Annotated in this window: 18 protein-coding genes; 14 read left to right on the forward strand and 4 right to left on the reverse strand. The window is 37.7% G+C overall.

Annotated features, from left to right (window positions below):
- Positions 1-288 precede the first annotated feature (288 nt).
- On the reverse strand, positions 289-768 hold the full coding sequence (locus H0Z31_07075) for a GAF domain-containing protein (protein ID MBO8177198.1): 480 nt from the start codon (positions 766-768) through the stop codon (positions 289-291).
- A 168-nt stretch (positions 769-936) separates the two neighbouring features.
- Between H0Z31_07075 and refZ the strand changes: the two genes are divergently transcribed.
- Positions 937-1590: a forespore capture DNA-binding protein RefZ gene (gene refZ / locus H0Z31_07080; protein MBO8177199.1), complete on the forward strand. Its 654-nt coding sequence runs from the start codon at positions 937-939 to the stop codon at positions 1588-1590.
- Here refZ and hisJ read toward each other — a convergent pair.
- The gene (gene hisJ, locus H0Z31_07085; GenBank protein MBO8177200.1) at positions 1577-2386 is read right to left on the reverse strand and encodes a histidinol-phosphatase HisJ; all 810 of its coding nucleotides are present in this window, start codon (positions 2384-2386) and stop codon (positions 1577-1579) included. The two genes, refZ and hisJ, sit on opposite strands and share 14 nt — an antisense overlap.
- 169 nt (positions 2387-2555) lie before the next feature.
- Here hisJ and ezrA point away from each other — a divergent pair, with 169 nt between their 5' ends.
- Positions 2556-4268 carry a septation ring formation regulator EzrA gene (gene ezrA / locus H0Z31_07090; GenBank protein MBO8177201.1) on the forward strand — a complete coding sequence of 571 codons (1713 nt, stop codon included), beginning with the start codon at positions 2556-2558 and terminating at the stop codon, positions 4266-4268.
- A 117-nt stretch (positions 4269-4385) separates the two neighbouring features.
- On the opposite strand, the gene brnQ is transcribed toward ezrA, so the two are convergent.
- Complete coding sequence (gene brnQ / locus H0Z31_07095) at positions 4386-5723, reverse strand: branched-chain amino acid transport system II carrier protein (protein ID MBO8177202.1); 1338 nt, start codon at positions 5721-5723, stop codon at positions 4386-4388.
- Positions 5724-6093: 370 nt separating this feature from the next.
- Here brnQ and H0Z31_07100 point away from each other — a divergent pair, with 370 nt between their 5' ends.
- The 6 genes from H0Z31_07100 to rarD all read left to right on the forward strand — a co-directional run bounded on the left by H0Z31_07100 (position 6094) and on the right by rarD (position 13603).
- Positions 6094-7245 (forward strand): cysteine desulfurase, encoded by a 1152-nt coding sequence (locus H0Z31_07100; GenBank protein MBO8177203.1) that lies wholly within the window; start codon positions 6094-6096, stop codon positions 7243-7245.
- Positions 7242-8450 carry a tRNA 4-thiouridine(8) synthase ThiI gene (thiI, locus tag H0Z31_07105; protein MBO8177204.1) on the forward strand — a complete coding sequence of 403 codons (1209 nt, stop codon included), beginning with the start codon at positions 7242-7244 and terminating at the stop codon, positions 8448-8450. The genes H0Z31_07100 and thiI overlap by 4 nt, the downstream gene beginning before the upstream one ends.
- Positions 8451-8541: 91 nt before the next feature.
- The gene (locus H0Z31_07110; protein ID MBO8177205.1) at positions 8542-8742 is read left to right on the forward strand and encodes an alpha/beta-type small acid-soluble spore protein; all 201 of its coding nucleotides are present in this window, start codon (positions 8542-8544) and stop codon (positions 8740-8742) included.
- Positions 8743-8963: 221 nt separating this feature from the next.
- Positions 8964-10547 (forward strand): acyl--CoA ligase, encoded by a 1584-nt coding sequence (locus H0Z31_07115; GenBank protein MBO8177206.1) that lies wholly within the window; start codon positions 8964-8966, stop codon positions 10545-10547.
- 457 nt (positions 10548-11004) lie between these two features.
- Positions 11005-12600 carry an amidohydrolase gene (locus tag H0Z31_07120; GenBank protein MBO8177207.1) on the forward strand — a complete coding sequence of 532 codons (1596 nt, stop codon included), beginning with the start codon at positions 11005-11007 and terminating at the stop codon, positions 12598-12600.
- Positions 12601-12673: 73 nt separating this feature from the next.
- Complete coding sequence (gene rarD, locus H0Z31_07125; GenBank protein MBO8177208.1) at positions 12674-13603, forward strand: EamA family transporter RarD; 930 nt, start codon at positions 12674-12676, stop codon at positions 13601-13603.
- Positions 13604-13641: 38 nt separating this feature from the next.
- On the opposite strand, the gene H0Z31_07130 is transcribed toward rarD, so the two are convergent.
- Complete coding sequence (locus H0Z31_07130) at positions 13642-14436, reverse strand: NAD kinase (protein MBO8177209.1); 795 nt, start codon at positions 14434-14436, stop codon at positions 13642-13644.
- Between the two features lie 150 nt (positions 14437-14586).
- On the opposite strand from H0Z31_07130, the gene sppA reads away from it, so the two are divergent.
- The 6 genes from sppA to H0Z31_07160 all read left to right on the forward strand — a co-directional run bounded on the left by sppA (position 14587) and on the right by H0Z31_07160 (position 19091).
- The gene (gene sppA / locus H0Z31_07135; protein MBO8177210.1) at positions 14587-15600 is read left to right on the forward strand and encodes a signal peptide peptidase SppA; all 1014 of its coding nucleotides are present in this window, start codon (positions 14587-14589) and stop codon (positions 15598-15600) included.
- Positions 15601-15657: 57 nt separating this feature from the next.
- Positions 15658-16170 carry an RDD family protein gene (locus tag H0Z31_07140; protein ID MBO8177211.1) on the forward strand — a complete coding sequence of 171 codons (513 nt, stop codon included), beginning with the start codon at positions 15658-15660 and terminating at the stop codon, positions 16168-16170.
- A 46-nt stretch (positions 16171-16216) separates the two neighbouring features.
- Positions 16217-16900: a DUF2953 domain-containing protein gene (locus H0Z31_07145; GenBank protein MBO8177212.1), complete on the forward strand. Its 684-nt coding sequence runs from the start codon at positions 16217-16219 to the stop codon at positions 16898-16900.
- Positions 16901-16933: 33 nt separating this feature from the next.
- The gene (gene ytfJ / locus H0Z31_07150; GenBank protein ID MBO8177213.1) at positions 16934-17389 is read left to right on the forward strand and encodes a GerW family sporulation protein; all 456 of its coding nucleotides are present in this window, start codon (positions 16934-16936) and stop codon (positions 17387-17389) included.
- A 104-nt stretch (positions 17390-17493) separates the two neighbouring features.
- Positions 17494-17994, forward strand: coding sequence for a thiol peroxidase (tpx, locus tag H0Z31_07155; GenBank protein ID MBO8177214.1), 501 nt, complete (start codon positions 17494-17496; stop codon positions 17992-17994).
- A 107-nt stretch (positions 17995-18101) separates the two neighbouring features.
- Entirely contained in the window at positions 18102-19091 is a 990-nt protein-coding gene (locus tag H0Z31_07160) for a class I SAM-dependent methyltransferase (protein MBO8177215.1), read from the forward strand.
- Positions 19092-19113: the final 22 nt, after the last annotated feature.

Raw genomic sequence — 19113 nt, forward strand, 5'->3', positions numbered from 1 at the left:
GATTGCTCATAAAAAATCGTCCTTTCTGGAATGTTGTGTGGTAACTTCATTTTACTAGAAAGGGCGATTTTTTTGTGCTCTTTTTTGAACGAATCACAGAGAAGATCGGTTGATTGAAGGGAAGGTGGCGGCGACTCCTGCGGGAACAGCACGAGCCGAAGACCCCACAGACGAGCCTGCGAGTCGAGGAGGCTGAGGCCGTGCCCGCGGAAAGCGTCCGCCACCAAATGAAATCAACCGAATTTCAATTTACGAAGAAAGGGGCTGTACTTTTTGGACAGCCCCTTCTTATAGGTATTGAACTAGTACCTCTACAAACTCTTGCAGCTTTTGTTCATCCGTTTCGTCAAAGCGGTCTTTTTCTGGACTATCGATATCTAATACACCGATAACGTTTCCGTCTTTTATCATTGGAATGACGATTTCGGATTGGCTTGCTGCATCACAAGCGATATGCCCTGGAAATTGATGTACATCTGGGACGCGTAATACCCGTTTTTCTTGTGCCGCCGTACCACATACGCCTTTGCCAAGCGGAATACGGACACAAGCAGGAAGTCCTTGGAATGGCCCTAATACAAGCTCATTTCCTTCCATTAAATAAAATCCCACCCAATTGATTCGCTCTAAAAATTGATTTAATAAGGCGGCGGCATTACTTAAGTTAGCAACTTGGTTGGTTTCCCCTTCAATGAGCGCTTTCAATTGTTTTTTTACTAATTCGTAATTTTCTTCTTTTGTTCCGTTGTACATTTCGACATGAAACATTTTTTTCACCCAATTCATGAAAGAATTTGTCGATAGATTTTTAAAGGACACTTCCTATTAAAAACGAACTAAGATAATAATAATATTTTTTGCTAAGTTTGAAATATTTGTAGCATAAAAGATAGTCATTTGCAACTATTTTATACCAATCATAAAGGAGCGATGGCGTTGATGCGGGACAAAGCTCGGACGAAAAGAAAAATTGAGGAAGCAGCCATTATTTTGTTTAATGCCAAAGGATACCATGGTACATCAGTACGCGATATCGCTCAAAAGGCAAAAGTCAACGTGGCAAACATTTCTTATTATTTTCGCCATAAACAGGGGCTATTGGAAGCGTTAATTACGTCATACTTTGAACGGTATTTGGCCATTTTAGAAGAAGAAGTCCGGCAATTAACTCATACTCCCCCCATCGAATGTTTTAAACGCGCCGTAAAAGAAATTTTATTGTTTCATCAAGAAAACTATTTGTTGACACGTCTTGTCATGCGGGAATTAACGGTTGATTCGCAAGTCGTTAGAGAAATCATCGGTACGTATATGATGAAAGAGCGCTTTTTGTTCAAACAGATTGTGGAGCCAGTTTTTTCTACTCATCACCGCGCTCCTATGCTGACCTCAATGATAATCATTCAATTAAAGGGAATGTTAACGACTCCTTTTTTAAACAGTCAATACTTGCGGGAAGTTTGGTATATGCTCCCACAAGAAGGGCATTTTGTCGATACGTATTATCACTTTATCGTTCAATGGATTAACGGCTGGAAACAATCACCTTCAAATGATAGAGGTTTTGTTCCAATGACTATGACGTTGTAATTCCCCACATCAAATCTCTTCCTTGGTGTAAAGCGGAAACAGAATGGGCATCTGAACCATATACGAGCGGAATGTTCCATTCTAAAGCTTGTTGAATAACTGATTTAGGGGGATAAGTTTCTTGACAGAGCGGCTTGTTTAAACCAGCAGCGTTATAGTCGAGTTCATAATTTCGACGCTTAATTTCTAATAATATTTCTTTTTGTTGTGTAGAAAAATCCTTGTTACAAGGATATTTTTTTTGGAATTTTTGAACAAGTGTCATATGTCCAATTCGCTTTGGTTTATAAGGGCCTAAGTCGGCTTGAATCGATTTTAAGACCGTCTCATAGTACTGTTTGTATACATTTTCAACACTACCGAACGAATCGATCATTTGCCGAAACATGTCTGGGTTATAGTCGATGCAAAACCATGTTTCGTCCTTTTTTAAAAAATGTACAGAAAGTATTCCGTCGTCTAAGTACGGCCCATATTCATGTAACATAGAAGCAGTTTGATCTTCAAATCCTTCTAAATAGTCTACTTCTAATCCACATAAAATGTTTATATCCTGAAGATACTCCTCTTTTAATCGCCATACATCTTTTATATATGACTCAAGATGTTCTTTTTTCATTGCGCTATCTTTTTTAGGTGTCGGATCAGTAAACCCATCCGGGAAAGGAGCGTGTTCTGTAAAAGTCATTTGTTGATAGCCAAGAGAAATAGCTTTTTCTACATATTGTTTAAACGAATCAGTTGATCCATGTGGGCAATAAGGGGTGTGGACATGTCCATCAATGAGCACCGTCATTCCTCCCTCCTTAAATTTTTACTCTATTATAATTGAAAAATGCTAGAATGATAGTAAGTAAATGAACTTCTATAAAAAATTTAGAAATTAATAGTCAAAAATTGTCGTTTACATGGTATCATTAAATCATTAAAGGGATTAGTACGTTAATTTGAACAGGAGGCTTACGATGGAGTTCGTCATCGGCGCAATCTTGCTATTGATTGGATTCTTTATAACTGGATTTTTCATCCGGAAAAATTATTATCGTGAAATTGACCAATTAGAGTCGTGGAAAATCCAAATAATGAATCGACCGGTTCTAGAAGAAATGTCTAAAGTAAAGAAGCTAAATATGGTCGGGCAAACAGAAGAAATGTTTGAGCGTTGGCGGAGAACATGGGACGAAATTGTAACCGTTCAGCTTCCTGATGTTGAAGAACTATTATTCGATGCAGAAGAGTTTGTTGATAAATTTCAGTTTCAAAAGGGGAAAGCGGTTTTACAAAAAATCGAACAAATTTTAAAGGAATCTGAACAAAAAATTGAACAACTAATGATGGAAATTAATGAATTGGTCGGTAGTGAAGAGCAGAGTCGGGCAAGCAAAGAAGAAATTGAACGTAGTTTACGTGAAGCTAAAAAACAACTATTAGCACATCGCCATACGTTCGGTGTAGCGATTCAATATCTTGAAAAAGCAGTCGAAGAAATTGTAACGGAACTAAAAGCGTTTGATGAGTTAACAGAGAACGGTAACTATATTGAAGCCCGGGAATTAGTAGAAAAATTAGCACAAGAAATGAATAGGCTACAACATTACATAGAAACAGTTCCGGCGTTATTAACAGAGTGTCTGTCCGTTCTTCCTTCTTCTATTGAAGAGTTAGAGGAAGGGTATGCTGAAATGGAACAACAAGGATACCGATTGGAACACTTGCAAATTCAAGATGATTTAAAGGAAATGAAAGAAGAGATCCAGTCGTTTATTTGTCAATTAGAAGAAGGTGCTATTGAGACTGTTGCAGAAGGTGTCCAACAAATTAAAGATAAAATTAATACCATCTATGATTTATTAGAAAAAGAGGTGTTGGCGAAGCAATACATTGTGCAACATGAAGGTAAGTCGAAACACTTATTGATGGAATTATTAAAAAGCAATGAAGCGTTAAAGCATGAAACAGAGATGGTACGGATGTCTTATCAATTGGACGAAAAAGAATTAAATATACCAAAACGAATTGATCAATCGTTAAAACAACTTTCTAAGCGCTTAGATATGTTAAGCGTAAAAATTAATGGCAACGAAACGTCTTATTCTTTACTACAAGAAGAACTGGGAGATATAAGAGCACAACTTGAAGAATTGCAAAAAGAGCAACAACTGTTTAACGAGCAAATGCAAAATTTAAGAAAAGATGAATTAGAGGCCCGTGAACAGATTAAAGAATTGAAAAAGAAAATTTCTGAATCCATTCGCTTAGTGAAGAAAAGTAATGTTCCTGGTCTGCCCCAAGAATATCAACTTGTGCTTGAGCAAGCGCAATCCTCTATTCAAGAAGTACTCGAAAGTTTAGAGGAAAAGCCGTTAAATATGAACAATGTTAACTATCGTTTAAAAGAAGCACAAGCGGAAGTCGAATATTTACGAGAGAAAACAGAAGAAATGGTCGAACAAGTGATTCTAGCTGAGAAAATTATTCAATACGGAAATCGCTATCGTAGTCGATACGAGCATGTTCGACAAGGATTGCAGGAAGCAGAAGTGGCCTTTCGTACATACAACTATCGAGGAGCTTGTGAACAAGCGGCATCAATCGTAGAAGAGATTGATCCAGGTGCATTAAAACGGATTGAAGAATGGGTAAATGAGGAGCTAATTCATTGGAAAGAAGATTATTGAATGACCAAATGAGTATCGATGTAGTATTACAACTTTTGTAGAATAATGAATAACCGACCAATATTTATAGCTGGTCGGTTATTTATTTTTCCAAATCTTGAAAGAAGTTCATCTTAGTTATTTCGTTATAACCGTCTTTTTGCCATTGATAGAAACAATGAGCCAACCCATGAACGCACCAGTGATGGCTGGAACTAACCATCCAATTCCTTGCTCAAACAATGGTAAAATAGCAAAAATATTAGTAAGCGCAGAAACGTCTAAACCAGCAATTTGTAATCCGTCAATTAAGCTGACAATAAAAGTTGGGATTAAAGCACCAAGATACACAGCCGAATATCCGTTAAACCAATGATGAATAAATGAAAGTAAAATAAGTACGATGGCCAATGGATAAATAATAATTAAAACTGGAAGAGAAATGGTGATTAATTGGGTTAATCCTACATTGGCAACAATCATACTAAATGCTGAAAGGATGATGACAAACGTTCCGTATGATACGTTTGGCAAAAGCTTAGAAAAATACTGGGCACAAGAAGAAACAAGGCCGACAGATGTTGTGATACAGGCAAACGTTATGGCCAATCCTAAAATAATTGCTCCACTTGATCCAAATAAATGAGCAGCAGCTTGTGATAGAATTGATCCACCGTTTTGCTGTACACCAATTGCTTCTGTACTTGTTGCCCCGATATAAGATAAAGATAAGTAAACTAGACTCAAGCCAATAGCTGCAATTACCCCAGCATACATACACACCTTTGCAATAGTTGATTGATCTTCAATTCCTTTATCTTTAATTGCGGAAATTACCACAATTCCAAAAACTAGTGCTGCAATCGTATCCATCGTTAAATAACCTTCGATAAACCCTTTAAAGAACGGACCATCAATATAATCTCCTTGAGGAACTTGAGGCGTTCCCATTGGAGTAATTAAGCTTTTTACAACTAATATGGCTAAAATGATTAAAAGAGCTGGTGTTAATAGTTTTCCGATTCGATCGACCAGCTTCGACGGATTCATTGATAACCATGCTGTGACCGTAAAGAAAATAATCGTATAAATAAATAATGGTACGCCGTACTTGTCCATTGAATCATGTAAAAATGGAGTAACACCAATTTCGTAAGCTACTGTACCTGTACGTGGAATTCCGAAAAATGGCCCTATTGCTAAATACATCACCAAGGTGAAAACGATTCCAAAAAGAGGTGAAACACGGCTTGCTAACGTTTGTAAATCGCCACCAGTTTTCGCAATAGCAATAACTCCCAAAAGTGGTAGACCTACTCCAGTAAATAAAAAGCCAACAATACCGGTCCATACGTTTGTACCTGCTTGCTGCCCTAAAAATGGTGGGAAAATCATATTTCCAGCACCTAGAAAGAGGGCAAATAACATCAAGCCAATAGCAACCATTTCATTTCCTGATAGCGCTTTCTTTCTCATTTCTATGTCCCCCTATTTTATTCTGCTAAAACGCAAGTAACATAATAACATAGTCCGTAAAAAAATTGTTGAATATGACAAAAGTCTTAATTTTTAAAATTGAAAGAAGGGTCGGAATTCTAATACCGGTTACATTATCCATCTTCTACAAATGGTATCAATTCGTTTTCATATAGGAAAGAATATGTTATTATAAACAGTTGGCAAAGGCTTTATCTAGTAAGCCACAATTCAAGATGTCAGTAAAACAAAAAAGGTTAGGGCTGGGGCAACTACCTGAAAAGGTCCGATTAGTTCAACTAAACAATCGTAGGGGAAGACCTCCTACGATTGGAAGTTTCACTTATCTCTCAGCGAAGGGTGTAGCAATATGATTTATTTTGATAATAGTGCAACGACAAAACCTTATTCGGAAGTCATTGATTCATTTGTAAAAGTGTCCACTGAGTTTTTCGGAAATCCATCTTCATTGCACAAATTAGGTGGAAAATCCGAAAAGTTGTTAACGCAAGCACGAGAACAGATTGCCTCTTTACTTGGTGTAAAATGGAATGAAATATTGTTTACTTCTGGGGGGACAGAAGCGAACAACTTAGCCATTAAAGGAACAGCCCTTCAATATCGAGAAAGAGGAAAACATATTATTACTTCAAGCATCGAGCATCCGTCCGTTTATGAAACGTGTCAGCAATTAGCTTCATTAGGGTATGATGTAACGTACCTTCCTGTTGACAACGAAGGTCGAGTAAACCCGAGCGATGTGGAAAAAGCAATTCGTAAAGACACGATATTAGTATCCATTATGCATGTGAATAATGAAGTTGGGACCATTCAGCCTATTGAAGAAATAGGAAGATTACTAAAAAATTATCCAAAAGTCCTTTTTCACGTAGATTACGTTCAAGGCTGTGGTAAAGTACCTTTAGATTTATCTTCTGGCCTCATTGATTTATGTACGATTTCTGCCCATAAAATACATGGGCTTAAAGGTGTAGGGGCATTATATTTAAGAGAAGGTATCCGCATTTCCCCGCTTATGACAGGAGGAAGTCAAGAGCAAAAGGTTCGAAGTGGAACGGAAAATACAGCTGGTATTGTTGCCATGGCTAAAGCGATGCGTTTAACGATGGAAAAACGGAAAACAGAACTCCCCCGCATAATTGAAATCCATCAATTTTTACGTCAAGAGTTGGAGAAAATTGATGGGATTCAAATTAATACACCGACAAGTGGTCATGCACCACACATTTTAAACGTTTCCGCAATTGGCTTACGCGGGGAAGTCATTGTTCATTCCTTAGCGGAACGGGGAATTTATGTATCTACAACAAGTGCTTGCTCTTCCAAATTACAATCACCTAGCAAAACGTTAATGGCGATGGGGGCTTCTAAAGAAGCTGCCATTGGTACGATTCGCATCAGCTTATCGTACGAAAATACGATGGAAGAAGCCCAACAATTTGTTGAATCTTTTAAGCAAGTGGTCGAAAATCTTTGGAAAGTAACGAGGAGTGCAAAATGAAGTACGATCGTATTGTTATTCGATATGGAGAAATGTCAACGAAAAAAAGAAACCGAAACAAATTTGTGGACAAATTAAAAGGAAACGTCCAGTCAGTGTTGAGTGATATCCCTAACTTGTCTATTCAAGCACGCCGTGAACGTATGTATATTGTCTTAAATGGAGCGGACGGGGATGAAGTTGTCTCTCGCCTAACTCACGTATTTGGTATTCAATCGATGAGTCCAGCGGTTAAAACGAGCTGGGACATAGAAGAAATTAAAGATGTGGCCTTAAAGCTTGTTCAAAAATTGCATGTCCTCGGAGGAACGTTTAAAATCTCTTCTAAACGAGCAGACAAAACGTTTCCTCTAGAGACAAATGAACTAAATCATACACTTGGGGCTCATATTTTACGTAATACACCAACCATATCGGTTGATGTGAAAAATCCAGACATTGATTTAAAAGTGGAAGTTCGTAAAGAAGGAGTTTATTTATCGAGTGAAGATATTTTAGGTGCAGGCGGCTTACCAGTCGGTTCAAGTGGTAAGGCGATGCTCATGCTTTCCGGAGGTATCGACAGTCCAGTAGCGGGATATTTATCATTAAAACGTGGGGTGGAGATCGAAGCCGTTCATTTCCATAGTCCACCTTTTACGAGCGAACGCGCGAAAGAAAAAGTACTCGATTTAGCAAAAAAACTAACAAAATATGGTCGGAAAATTAAAGTACATCTTGTTCCGTTTACTGAAATTCAGCAAAAAATTCATGAACAAGTCCCAGAAAATTATACGATGACATCTACAAGACGATTAATGCTTCGCATCACTGATATTCTTCGTGAAAAACATGAAGGTCTGGCGATTATTACAGGAGAAAGTCTTGGACAGGTAGCGAGTCAAACGTTAGAAAGTATGTTCGCTATTAACGATGTCACGAACACACCGATTCTTCGTCCGCTTGTGTCCATGGACAAGACAGAGATTATTCAAATAGCTAAAGAGATCGACACATTGGACATTTCCAATCGTCCGTATGAAGATTGTTGTACGATTTTTACTCCGCCTTCTCCAAAAACGAAACCGAAAAAAGAGAAAGTCCGTTATTATGAGAGCTTTATTGATTTTGAGCCATTAATTGAGCGAGCGGTGGAGGGGACAGAAACCATTATTGTCGATTCGAAAAAAGCCCAAGAAAAGAATTTATTTGACGATTTACTATAATTCTAATATTTTAGGAACTATTACCAATTGTTTTTTTTGTATGATGCCATGTGTTTTCGCAAAACATATACACACAAGGAGGTGAAAACACATGGCAAATAACAATAATAACCAATTAGTAGCTCCTGGCGCTCAACAAGCAATCGATCAAATGAAGTATGAGATTGCTCAAGAGTTCGGTGTACAACTTGGTCCAGATGCAACATCTCGTGCAAACGGTTCAGTTGGTGGGGAAATTACGAAGCGTCTTGTTCAAATGGCTGAGCAACAATTAGGTGGTTACGCAAAGTAAATAAGTGGATGGCTATAGAAGCGGAAGAAATTCCGCTTCTTTTATTTTTCGTAAAAGTTTGATTACTTTAAGAAAAGTGGCGCATTGTCTAGTCACATTATGTTAGTATGAACAAAAAAATGCTATTTATTGAAAAATATTTTATTTTTCAATTTTAAATTTTTTGATTATTTTATATAATTTATATATAACGCTTTCATTAAACAAAGGGGGAGAGAGTGATGAAAACAGGAGATTTGTTGGCACCAGAAAAATACAATTTAATCGAGGAGATTGAACGGTTTGCCAAACAATCAGAAAATATTGCGTTAAAATGGGAGAATGAACACGGGGAGCAAAGGGAAGTTACATATGAAGCCCTTATGAAAAAAGCGAATCAAATTGGACATGTTTTAAAAAATCACGGTCTTAAACAAGGTGAAACGATCTTAATTATGCTACCTCGAATTATCGAGGCCTATGAAGTATACATTGCTGCTTTAAAACTAGGACTCGTCGTCATTCCAAGTTCAGAGCTATTACGAGCAAAAGATTTATCTTATCGTATTAACCATGGTGACGTAAAAGCTATTGTAGCGTACTATAAATACATTGACGAATTAGCGCAATTAGAAGAAGCGAAATCATTACCAAAATTCGTAATCGGTGAAAAGGTAGAAGGGTGGATTCATGTCGATTCATTAAGAGAAAAAGAGTCTGATGAATTGACAATGGCACCTACATCAAAAGATGATATGGCCTTTTTATCATATACTTCCGGTACAACTGGTAATCCAAAAGGAGTTATTCATACGCATTCATGGGCTTATGCTCACTTACGGACTGCTGCAAAAAACTGGTTGTGCATTAATGAAGGTGACACGGTATGGGCTACCGCTGGTCCTGGATGGCAAAAATGGATTTGGAGTCCGTTTTTATCTGTTCTCGGTTCTGGTGCAACAGGTATTGTCTATCATGGGAAATTTGATCCAGAGAAATATTTACAACTTTTAGATAAATATGATGTCAATGTGTTATGTTGTACCCCAACAGAATACCGTTTAATGGCTAAGGTCGATGACTTACACAAATATCATTTAAAAAATTTGCATAGTGCAGTGTCAGCTGGTGAACCGTTAAATCGAAAAGTCATCGATACGTTTAAAGAACATTTTGGCGTAACCGTTCGTGATGGATATGGTCAAACCGAAAATACGTTACTTGTTGGTGTGCTAAAAGGAATGGAAGTTAAACCAGGTTCTATGGGTAAACCAACACCTGGGAATTATGTCGAAATCATCAATGATAAAGGAGAGCCATGTGGTGTTGGAGAAGTAGGAGACATTGCGGTGCATGTTGATACCCCAGCGTTATTTAAGGGATATTATAAAGACCCAGAACGAACAGCTATGCAGTTTAGAGGAGATTGGTATATCACAGGAGACAAAGCGAAAAAAGATAAGGATGGATATTTCTGGTTTGAAGGTCGCGGAGACGATATCATTATTAGTTCTGGATATACGATTGGACCGTTTGAAGTAGAAGATGCGTTAGTGAAACATCCAGCCGTAAAAGAATGTGCGGTTGTCGCTAGTCCAGATGAAGTACGCGGGCATGTCGTTAAAGCATTTATTGTCTTAAAGCAAGGAGTAAATCCGAACGATCCAGATCTAATCCCAGCTTTACAAGAACATGTGAAAAAGCTTACGGCACCATATAAATATCCTCGTAAAATTGAGTTTGTCGATGATTTACCGAAGACAGCGTCCGGAAAAATTCGTCGCGTAGAATTACGTCAACGGGAGTTAAAAACATTACAAAATTAATCTTATTCGTAGTCGAGAGCAAAGATAGCTCTCGATTTTTTATGGAAACATATTTTAAGACTAGTAAAACGGACAATTTCAAATAAATGATGAGATGGGTATGTAAAGTATTAAAAGAGAAAAATAAAATGTCGAGATTTGCTAGTGACAAGTAATTAGCTCAATCCGGTAAGTAAAATCAAATAGTGGCAAGTAGAATTACATAATTTCAAAAAAATCTCTCAATATAGATGGAAATAATAACTATGCAATAAAATCTTAAAATGGATAACAAATATATCCAAAAACTTAAATAGAAAGTTCCAATTTCATCTTGCCGCGTTAAAATGAATTATAAAAAATTAATTTTATTACAAAGCATTTGCTTATTAAAAAAAACAGGAAGTTTCTCCAAACAATACGAAATAGGAAACGTAATATAAGATAATTAGAAAGTCCAAAAAAGGAGAAAGAACGTATGGGAACATTATGGTATGGTGGAACGATTTATACAATGGATAAAGAAAATGAACAAGTAGAAGCTGTTTATACTTCCAATGGTGTTATTCAAGGAGTCGGTCCTTTAACACAACTTGAACAAATGTTTTCTTCCAGTATTGAGCAGCGTATAGATTTAAAAGGGGCGACAATGCTACCAGGGTTAGTTGATAGTCATATGCATTTAATTGGTTTAGGAGAAATGTTGCACCGTCTCGATTTATCAACGTGTCGTTCAAAAAAAGAACTGCTTACGAAAGTGAGAGAAAAAGTGAACGAAACGAAAGACGGTGAATGGATTATCGGAGAAGGATGGAATGAAAATTTGTGGGCAGACGCTGATGAGTTAACTCGCTGGGATTTAGATCCAATCACGAACATCCATCCTATTTTATTGAAGCGAGTGTGCCGGCATGCTCTTGTTGTCAATACTGTTGCACTGAATCTATGTGGAATAACCGAGCAAACAAAAGAGCCGTTCGGAGGAGTGATTGAACGAAAAAATGGAGCACTTTCGGGTGTATTTAAAGACGATGCTCAACAACTGATATTCAATCGAATCCCGAAAGCTTCTATAGCTTATTTAGAGGATGCATTAAAACGAGCGATTGAACATTGTTGGAAGCATGGGATCGTCGGAGGCCACACGGAAGATTTAAGTTATTATAGTGGTTTTAAAACTACGTATCAGGCATTCCACCACGTCATTCACGAATCGGACTATCCGTTTCGGGCCCATTTATTAGTCCATCATCACGTGATTGATGACTGGTACAAGGAAGGACACACGTATTTAAGTGGTACGCCTTTTATCCGTTTTGGTGCGATGAAAATATTTGCTGATGGGTCTTTAGGAGGACGAACGGCTTTGTTGAGCGTCCCTTATGCCGATGACCCGTCAACTCAAGGAGTAGCCATTCACACGTTACCAGAACTAAAAGAGCTTGTCCAAAAAGCGCGAAAAATGGAACTGCCGGTTGCCATTCATACGATTGGAGATTTAGCTTTTGAATATGCGCTGGAAGCAATATCTGCTTGCCTACCAAAAAATGGACAACGAGACCGCCTTATTCATGCACAATTGCTTCGGGAAGAATTAATCAGAAAAGCTCAATCATTACCAGTTGTCCTTGATATTCAACCTTTGTTTGTCGCATCTGACTTCCCTTGGGTACTTGAACGCGTGAATAAAAATAACATACCTTACCTTTATGCTTGGAAAACGTTACTTAACGCATCCATTCCGTGTGCAGGTGGATCGGACGCACCAATCGAACGAGTGAATCCGTTTCATAGTATTTATACGGCGATTACTCGTAAAAAACCGAATGACCCAAGTACCGCCTATCTACCAGAAGAAGCGTTAACTCCATATGAAGCCTTTCGGTTGTATACGGTAGGAAGTGCTTATGCCGCACAAGAAGAGAATAAAAGAGGATGTATTAAAAACGGACATGTTGCAGATTTCACCATCGTTAACCACGATGTTATGAACGTACCACCGGAGCAGTTGTTGAATTCGGAAGTGGTAATGACCGTCGTCAATGAAAAAATCGTCTACTCACGTAAGCAATAATATTGTCAATCATCCTTTTCCCGACTTATAATGAAGATATTTCGAGAACAGAAATGATAGGAGAGCGGATGACATGAAGCAATCAGAGAGAACGGGGATCTTTTATGCAGCGTTCGCTTATTTGTTGTGGGGGTTATTACCGATTTACTGGAAACTGTTAGAGCATGTTCCAGCCAAAGAAATTTTAGCTAGTCGCGTATTTTGGTCATTTTGGTTTATGATCATTGTCTTATGCATCGCCCGACGACAAGCCGAATTTCGCGAGACGTTAACGGAGGTCATCCGTCATCCGAAAAAAGGTTGGGCCCTTGTCATCGCTGGCTTTTTAGTAACAGGTAATTGGTTTATTTATATTTGGGCCGTTAACTCAGAAAAAATGGTAGAAGCGAGTTTAGGTTATTATATTAACCCGCTCGTCAACGTGGTGCTAGGAATTTTTGTATTAAAAGAAGTCGTAAATCGGACTCAAATATTTTCCTTTTTGTTAGCAGGGATCGGGGTCATGATCTTAACCGTTTCATATGGCAAGTTTCCTTGGGTCGCTTTTAGTTTGGCCTTCACGTTTGCCCTTTATGGATTAGCGAAAAAACTTGTCAAAGTCGATTCAGCGATTGGTTTAACTTTAGAAACAATGGTGGTAACACCGATGGCCTTCATTTATATGATTCATTTATTTTTACAAGGAGAGCTTTCTTTTCTTGCACATACGTGGACCACGGATGTCCTATTAATCGGAGCAGGAGCTGCCACGGCGATTCCCTTGCTTTATTTCGGGAAAGGGGCACAATTAATCCCATTTTATATGCTCGGATTTTTACAATATATTGCACCAACACTTACTTTGCTATTAGGAGTATTCGTATATAAAGAAACCTTTTCAAGTACCCATTTATTAGCGTTTACGTTTATTTGGGTAGCCCTCATACTCTTTTCTGTGTCTAAAACAAAAAGGTACGAAGCATTCGGGAACAAATGGAAAAACAAACGGTCGCTCAGTACATAAAAAAGGATCTGCTTTTTTCGCAGATCCTTTTTTGCCCATTATAAAAATATCCGTTTCACTTTTTCCCAGAACGAGTTATCTTTCAGTTTTACGGTTTTAATTTTTTTGTCGCTTAACTTGATTTCTACATGTTCCACATGTTGCAAGCTTAAGGCTTCATTATCCATTCCTATCGTTGGATACGTACTACCTTCTGGTACAATTTTTAATGTTAATTGTCGATCACCACTTAAAATGAACGATGATCCTAGCGTTCGATAACGGTTGTTGTTTAAAGAAGCTAATTCACTCACTTGTAAGCAAGGTAACAGAGGATCGACGACCGCCCCATTCACCGATTTGTTGTAAGCAGTGCTACCAGTTGGTGTGGAAATGATCATTCCATCTCCCCGGAACGTTTCAAAATGCAGTTGATCGATAAATACGTCCATAACAAACGTTTTAATAATACTTGAACGGATCGAAAATTCATTTAAGCAATGAAATGTTGTCCCATGGTCAACCGTCACATCGATGACAGGGTATCTTCTTACTTCGATTTGCTCTTTTGTCATGGCATCAATCATCTTCGAATGGTCATGCAAATCAAAATCGCAGTACATGCTCAGCTTCCCAGTTGTAGAGATGCCGGCATACAAACAATCTTGGCGGAACCCTGTTTTACGGACGGCTTGTAAAAAGGTACCATCTCCCCCAATGCTAACGATGATGTTGGCCTCTTGGGGATGTTCGACGATGTGGAATCCATAACGTTTCGCTAAATCAATTAACGGGGTAATTTGATTTCGTAAATCATCATGATAGAAAAAATATAAATTTCGGCGATCGTTCATAATTAGTCCTCCTTTTTTTAAAAAAATTGTCCAATATTTATTAATTTTGTTAGAATATTGATAAGTATTTTTAGTGTACCATTTATTTGAAACTTATTTAAACGAAATTCGTAGAATTAAATGCAAACATGAAAAAGGAGGCATACATGAATGAATAAAAAAAGGTGGGGAGCCCTCGCTATCGCAGCAGGGATTTTTATTGTTTCCATTGTGGTTAATATGGCGTCCATGGCCTTTTCAAGCGATTTTGAAAAAACGTTTAATTCATTGTTTTTAGAGGAAATGGATCAACCGTTTAAAGAAAATGTAGTCGAAGATGGTGATCCATTTAATAAAATTGCGGTGTTACATGTAGAAGGAGTTATTCAAGACACAGGTGATACAGTATCTTTTTTCGAATCTGTTGGATATAATCATCGGTTATTCATGGAACAACTAAATGCGGTGAAAGAAGATGATTCCATCGCAGGAGTCGTTTTACGGGTAAACTCTCCTGGTGGTGGTGTTGTGGAGAGTGCCGAAATTCATGAAAAATTAGTTGAAATTATAGAAGAGACCAAAAAGCCTGTGTACGTTTCTATGGGTTCCATGGCTGCTTCAGGTGGATATTATATTTCCGCGCCAGCAACGAAAATTTTTGCTAGTCCGGAAACGTTAACTGGCTCATTAGGAGTCATTTTACAATCCATTAATTATTCGGAGCTGGCAGAAAAATACGGTGTCGAATTTGTTACAATAAAAAGTGGTCCGTATAAAGATATTTTGAGTCCAACAAGACCAGTAACGGAAGAAGAAAAGAACATTTTACAAGAATTGATTAACCGTTCGTATGAGGGATTTGTAAAAGTCATCGCTGAAGGACGCGGAATGTCGGAAAGTGAAGTTCGTAAAATTGCAGATGGTCGTATTTATGACGGTCGCCAAGCGAAGCAATTAAATTTAATTGATGAATTTGGTTATTTAGAAGATGTGATCATCGCTATGAAGGAAGATTTAGGAATCGAAGATGCGCAAGTGATTGAATACGAACCAAGCTTTGGGTTTGAATCATTTTTTGCAATGAGCGCACAACGTTTCTTCCATGGAGACGTAGAATTGGCTAACTTAATGCAGCTGTTATCTCGACCAAATTCCCCTCGGCTGATGTATTTATATTCGGAGTAAAGGGGGTTATTGTGTATGACACAAGAAGAAAAACGCGATAATGTGCAGCAAGAGGCGATGGAAGAAACGGCTTTTGAATTAACTGAGCCGACCAAGGTCGAATCCAAACCTTCTGTACATGTTCCGTCGTATGACATTCATTATGCCGGGTTTTGGATGCGCTTTTGGGCTTATTTAATCGATTTAATTGTGATTGGAAGTTTAAAATGGTTGTTCATTCACCCGACGTTTCGCTTCTTTGATTTACCGATAGATAATGACATGTTCTCGCTGTATTGGTTTTCAACGGGTATTGTCTTCTTTAGTTATTTCATCTTTATGACGAAATTTTTCGGTCAAACGATCGGGAAAATGATCTTTGGACTAAAAGTGATTTCATTAAAAAGTGATAAACTTACTTGGGATACGGTTCTGTTCAGAGAATTCATTGGGAGATATATTAGTTCTACCGTTAACGTGCTTTATCTTTTTGTTGCCTTTCTTCCGAAAAAGCAAGGCATTCATGATATATTTTCCGATACGACGGTTGTTCATGAAAAAACGGTTTTACTTCATAAACCCGCTGTTTAAGCGGGTTTATTTTTTTTAATATTGGACCATAATGGGAGGGGAAAGGTTGGGGAAAAGTATGATTGTATTTGGCATCATTATCTTTCTATTTTTTTTACTTGTACTCCTAAGTGTGACGAAACTTTTTATAGACATTGAAATCAAACATGGGTATGACAACGATCATATACGCATTACGTTTTCTATCTGGTTTCGCATCATTCGCTATACAATAGACATTCCGTTTGTAAAGATTGATACGAAAGAGGCCAAAATCGTTTTTCAAGAGCAAACAGTTGAAAAAAGTGGGGAAAAGAAAAATAAGAAAGAGCGTTCTATCACACCGGAAAAACTACTACGCAGCCTTCATAATACAAAAGAAATCATTCGTCATGTCGTCAAATTACATAAAATTGTGCAATCATTTTTACAAAAAGTATCGGTACAGCACTTAGAATGGCATACCGTTATTGGGTTTCATGACGCGGCTCTTACCGGCGTCATTACAGGAGGAATATGGAGCATTAAAGGTTGGTTTCTTCGATTTCTATACCATCACTTGCAAGTCAAATCACACCCATCGTTAACAGTTACGCCTTCGTTTCAACAGGCTGTAACGCAAATCGCATTTTCATGTATGATTTATTTTCGTATCGGGCATGCTATTTTAGTAGCGATAAAAATGATCAAGCATTGGCGTGGAGGAAAAGTTACGTTCAAATCAAAGACTCCTTTTTCTTCGATTAAATGAAAAATACGACCAGTTATGTAAGGAGGCGTTGTCATGTCTGATCATCCCATTGAAGGCTTAATGACGACCGCAATGGAAAATCTAAAAGAAATGATTGATGTCAATACAATCATCGGAGACCCTGTAGAAACGCCAGATGGGAGTGTGATCCTAACCGTTTCTAAGGTTGGGTTTGGATTTGCGGCAGGTGGTAGCGAATTTATGCTTCAAGACCAGGAGCTATCTCAACGTGGTCAGTCAAAACAACCGTTTGGCGGCGGAAGTGGCGGCGGAGTTTCCATTACACCAATTGCTTTTCTAATCGTAAACAGCCAAGGAGTAAAAATGCTCCATTTAGATGAAAGCACCCATTTATTAGAAAAAATTCTTGATTTAGCGCCAAGTGCAATGGAAAAGCTGCAGCATATGTTCAAAAAGAAAAACGATAACAAAGATGAGATTAATCCTAACCAGTATACCGATTCCTATAAACAAGATTTTGATATATAACAATCATAATTCGGAGAAATTCTTTTCTCCGATTATGATTGTTTTTATTTGATAAAAAACAAGATATTTCGGTATGATGAAATGGAAGAAGATCGTTAGGAGGAATCGCAATGGTAACGTTCAAAGGGAAAAAAGTTACATTATTAGGAAATCAGGTGCAGGTAGGGGATAAAGCGCCGAACTTTACAGTATTAGCGAACGACTTATCAGAAGTAACATTAGACGATACAAAAGGTTCCGTTCGCCTCATTAGCGTCGTACCTTCTCTTGATACAGGGGTTTGTGATGCACAAACACGTCGTTTTAATGAAGAAGCGTCTAAATTAGATAATGTAAAGGTATTAACCATTTCAGTTGACCTTCCATTTGCTCAAAAACGTTGGTGCGGGGCAGCTGGTGTTGAAAACGTTCAAACATTATCTGATCATCGTGACCTTTCTTTTGGTAAAGCCTATGGGGTAGCTATTAAAGAATTACGTTTATTAGCACGTGCTATATTTGTTGTCGATTCCTCAGACACAGTAACCTATGTTGAATATGTTGACGAAGTGACGAATCATCCAAATTACGAAGCAGCAATTGAAGCGGCAAAAGCAGCAAAATAATTTTTCATCTTAGACTCCCCGTTTAATTCGGGGAGTTTTTCATTCAACTGTTGTTCTTTTTTAATCCATGATAAAATAGGGCGATAGAATGTAGTCAGGAGGAATGAATGGTGAAAGTTTCGCCAGTAGAACAATTATTTACAGCATTTGATGAAACGGCAACGTTACTTGAAGAAGAACTATCTTGCACTTATTTAGAAGCACTTGCTGAAGCCGGAGAAGACTTTTTTCATTATACTGTACTTCAAGACGAAGTGAGCGAAGTTACAAAAAAGCGTATTCAAAAAAAAATAGAGGAAGTAAATGTCGATCGGTTTTCCAGTGAACAAATTCGAAAAGCGTTTCAACTGTGTATTTTAAAGGGAATGAAAAAACATACGCAGCCTCATCATCAAATGACACCTGATTCCATTGGCTTAATTGTTAGCTATCTTATAGGGAAGTTTATGAACACTTCTTTATCATTCTCTTTACTAGACCCGGCCATTGGAACAGGAAACTTAGTGTATACCATTTTGAACGGGATGCCGGAAAAGCAAATTCAAACATATGGGGTCGATGTGGACGATGTACTCCTAAAGTTAGCATATACAAATGCCAATTTACAAAAGCATTCCATTCAACTATACAATCAAGATTCGATAGCACCACTTCTTGTTCCAAAAGTAGACGCTGTTGTATGCGATTTACCAGTTGGGTACTATCCTGATGATATTAGAGCCCAAGAATATCGCTTAAAAGCAAAAGAAGGACATTCATATGCCCATCATTTATTACTAGAACAAAGTATCAATTATACAAAAGATGGTGGATACTTGTTTTTTGTGATACCTAATCATTTATTTGAGTCTGATCAATCGAAGCAATTACACGAATACATTAAAGAGGTTGCCAACATTCAAGCAGTATTACAGTTGCCTTTATCCATGTTCAAAAGCGAAAAATTAGCTAAGAGTATTTTTATTTTGCAAAAGAAAAAAGACGGCGTGAAACCACCGAAGCAAGTATTACTTGCTCAATTACCAAAACTGTCCGATGGTCAAGCGATGGAGCGATTTTTATGGAAGGTAGACAATTGGTTTGAAGAAAATAATTAATCTTTAGGCTGGAGTTAAATAC

It is taken from the genome of Bacillus sp. (in: firmicutes), from assembly GCA_017656295.1.
In the GTDB taxonomy this organism is placed as follows: Bacteria; Bacillota; Bacilli; order Bacillales; family JACDOC01; genus JACDOC01.

Coding starts and splice junctions, on each gene's coding strand:
- H0Z31_07075 (MBO8177198.1), bottom strand. CDS start 768: ATGTTTCATGTCGAAATGTACAACGGAACAAAAGAAGAAAATTACGAA.
- hisJ (MBO8177200.1), bottom strand. CDS start 2,386: ATGACGGTGCTCATTGATGGACATGTCCACACCCCTTATTGCCCACAT.
- ezrA (MBO8177201.1), top strand. CDS start 2,556: ATGGAGTTCGTCATCGGCGCAATCTTGCTATTGATTGGATTCTTTATA.
- brnQ (MBO8177202.1), bottom strand. CDS start 5,723: ATGAGAAAGAAAGCGCTATCAGGAAATGAAATGGTTGCTATTGGCTTG.
- H0Z31_07100 (MBO8177203.1), top strand. CDS start 6,094: ATGATTTATTTTGATAATAGTGCAACGACAAAACCTTATTCGGAAGTC.
- thiI (MBO8177204.1), top strand. CDS start 7,242: ATGAAGTACGATCGTATTGTTATTCGATATGGAGAAATGTCAACGAAA.
- H0Z31_07110 (MBO8177205.1), top strand. CDS start 8,542: ATGGCAAATAACAATAATAACCAATTAGTAGCTCCTGGCGCTCAACAA.
- H0Z31_07115 (MBO8177206.1), top strand. CDS start 8,964: ATGAAAACAGGAGATTTGTTGGCACCAGAAAAATACAATTTAATCGAG.
- H0Z31_07120 (MBO8177207.1), top strand. CDS start 11,005: ATGGGAACATTATGGTATGGTGGAACGATTTATACAATGGATAAAGAA.
- rarD (MBO8177208.1), top strand. CDS start 12,674: ATGAAGCAATCAGAGAGAACGGGGATCTTTTATGCAGCGTTCGCTTAT.
- H0Z31_07130 (MBO8177209.1), bottom strand. CDS start 14,436: ATGAACGATCGCCGAAATTTATATTTTTTCTATCATGATGATTTACGA.
- sppA (MBO8177210.1), top strand. CDS start 14,587: ATGAATAAAAAAAGGTGGGGAGCCCTCGCTATCGCAGCAGGGATTTTT.
- H0Z31_07140 (MBO8177211.1), top strand. CDS start 15,658: ATGGAAGAAACGGCTTTTGAATTAACTGAGCCGACCAAGGTCGAATCC.
- ytfJ (MBO8177213.1), top strand. CDS start 16,934: ATGTCTGATCATCCCATTGAAGGCTTAATGACGACCGCAATGGAAAAT.
- H0Z31_07160 (MBO8177215.1), top strand. CDS start 18,102: ATGGTGAAAGTTTCGCCAGTAGAACAATTATTTACAGCATTTGATGAA.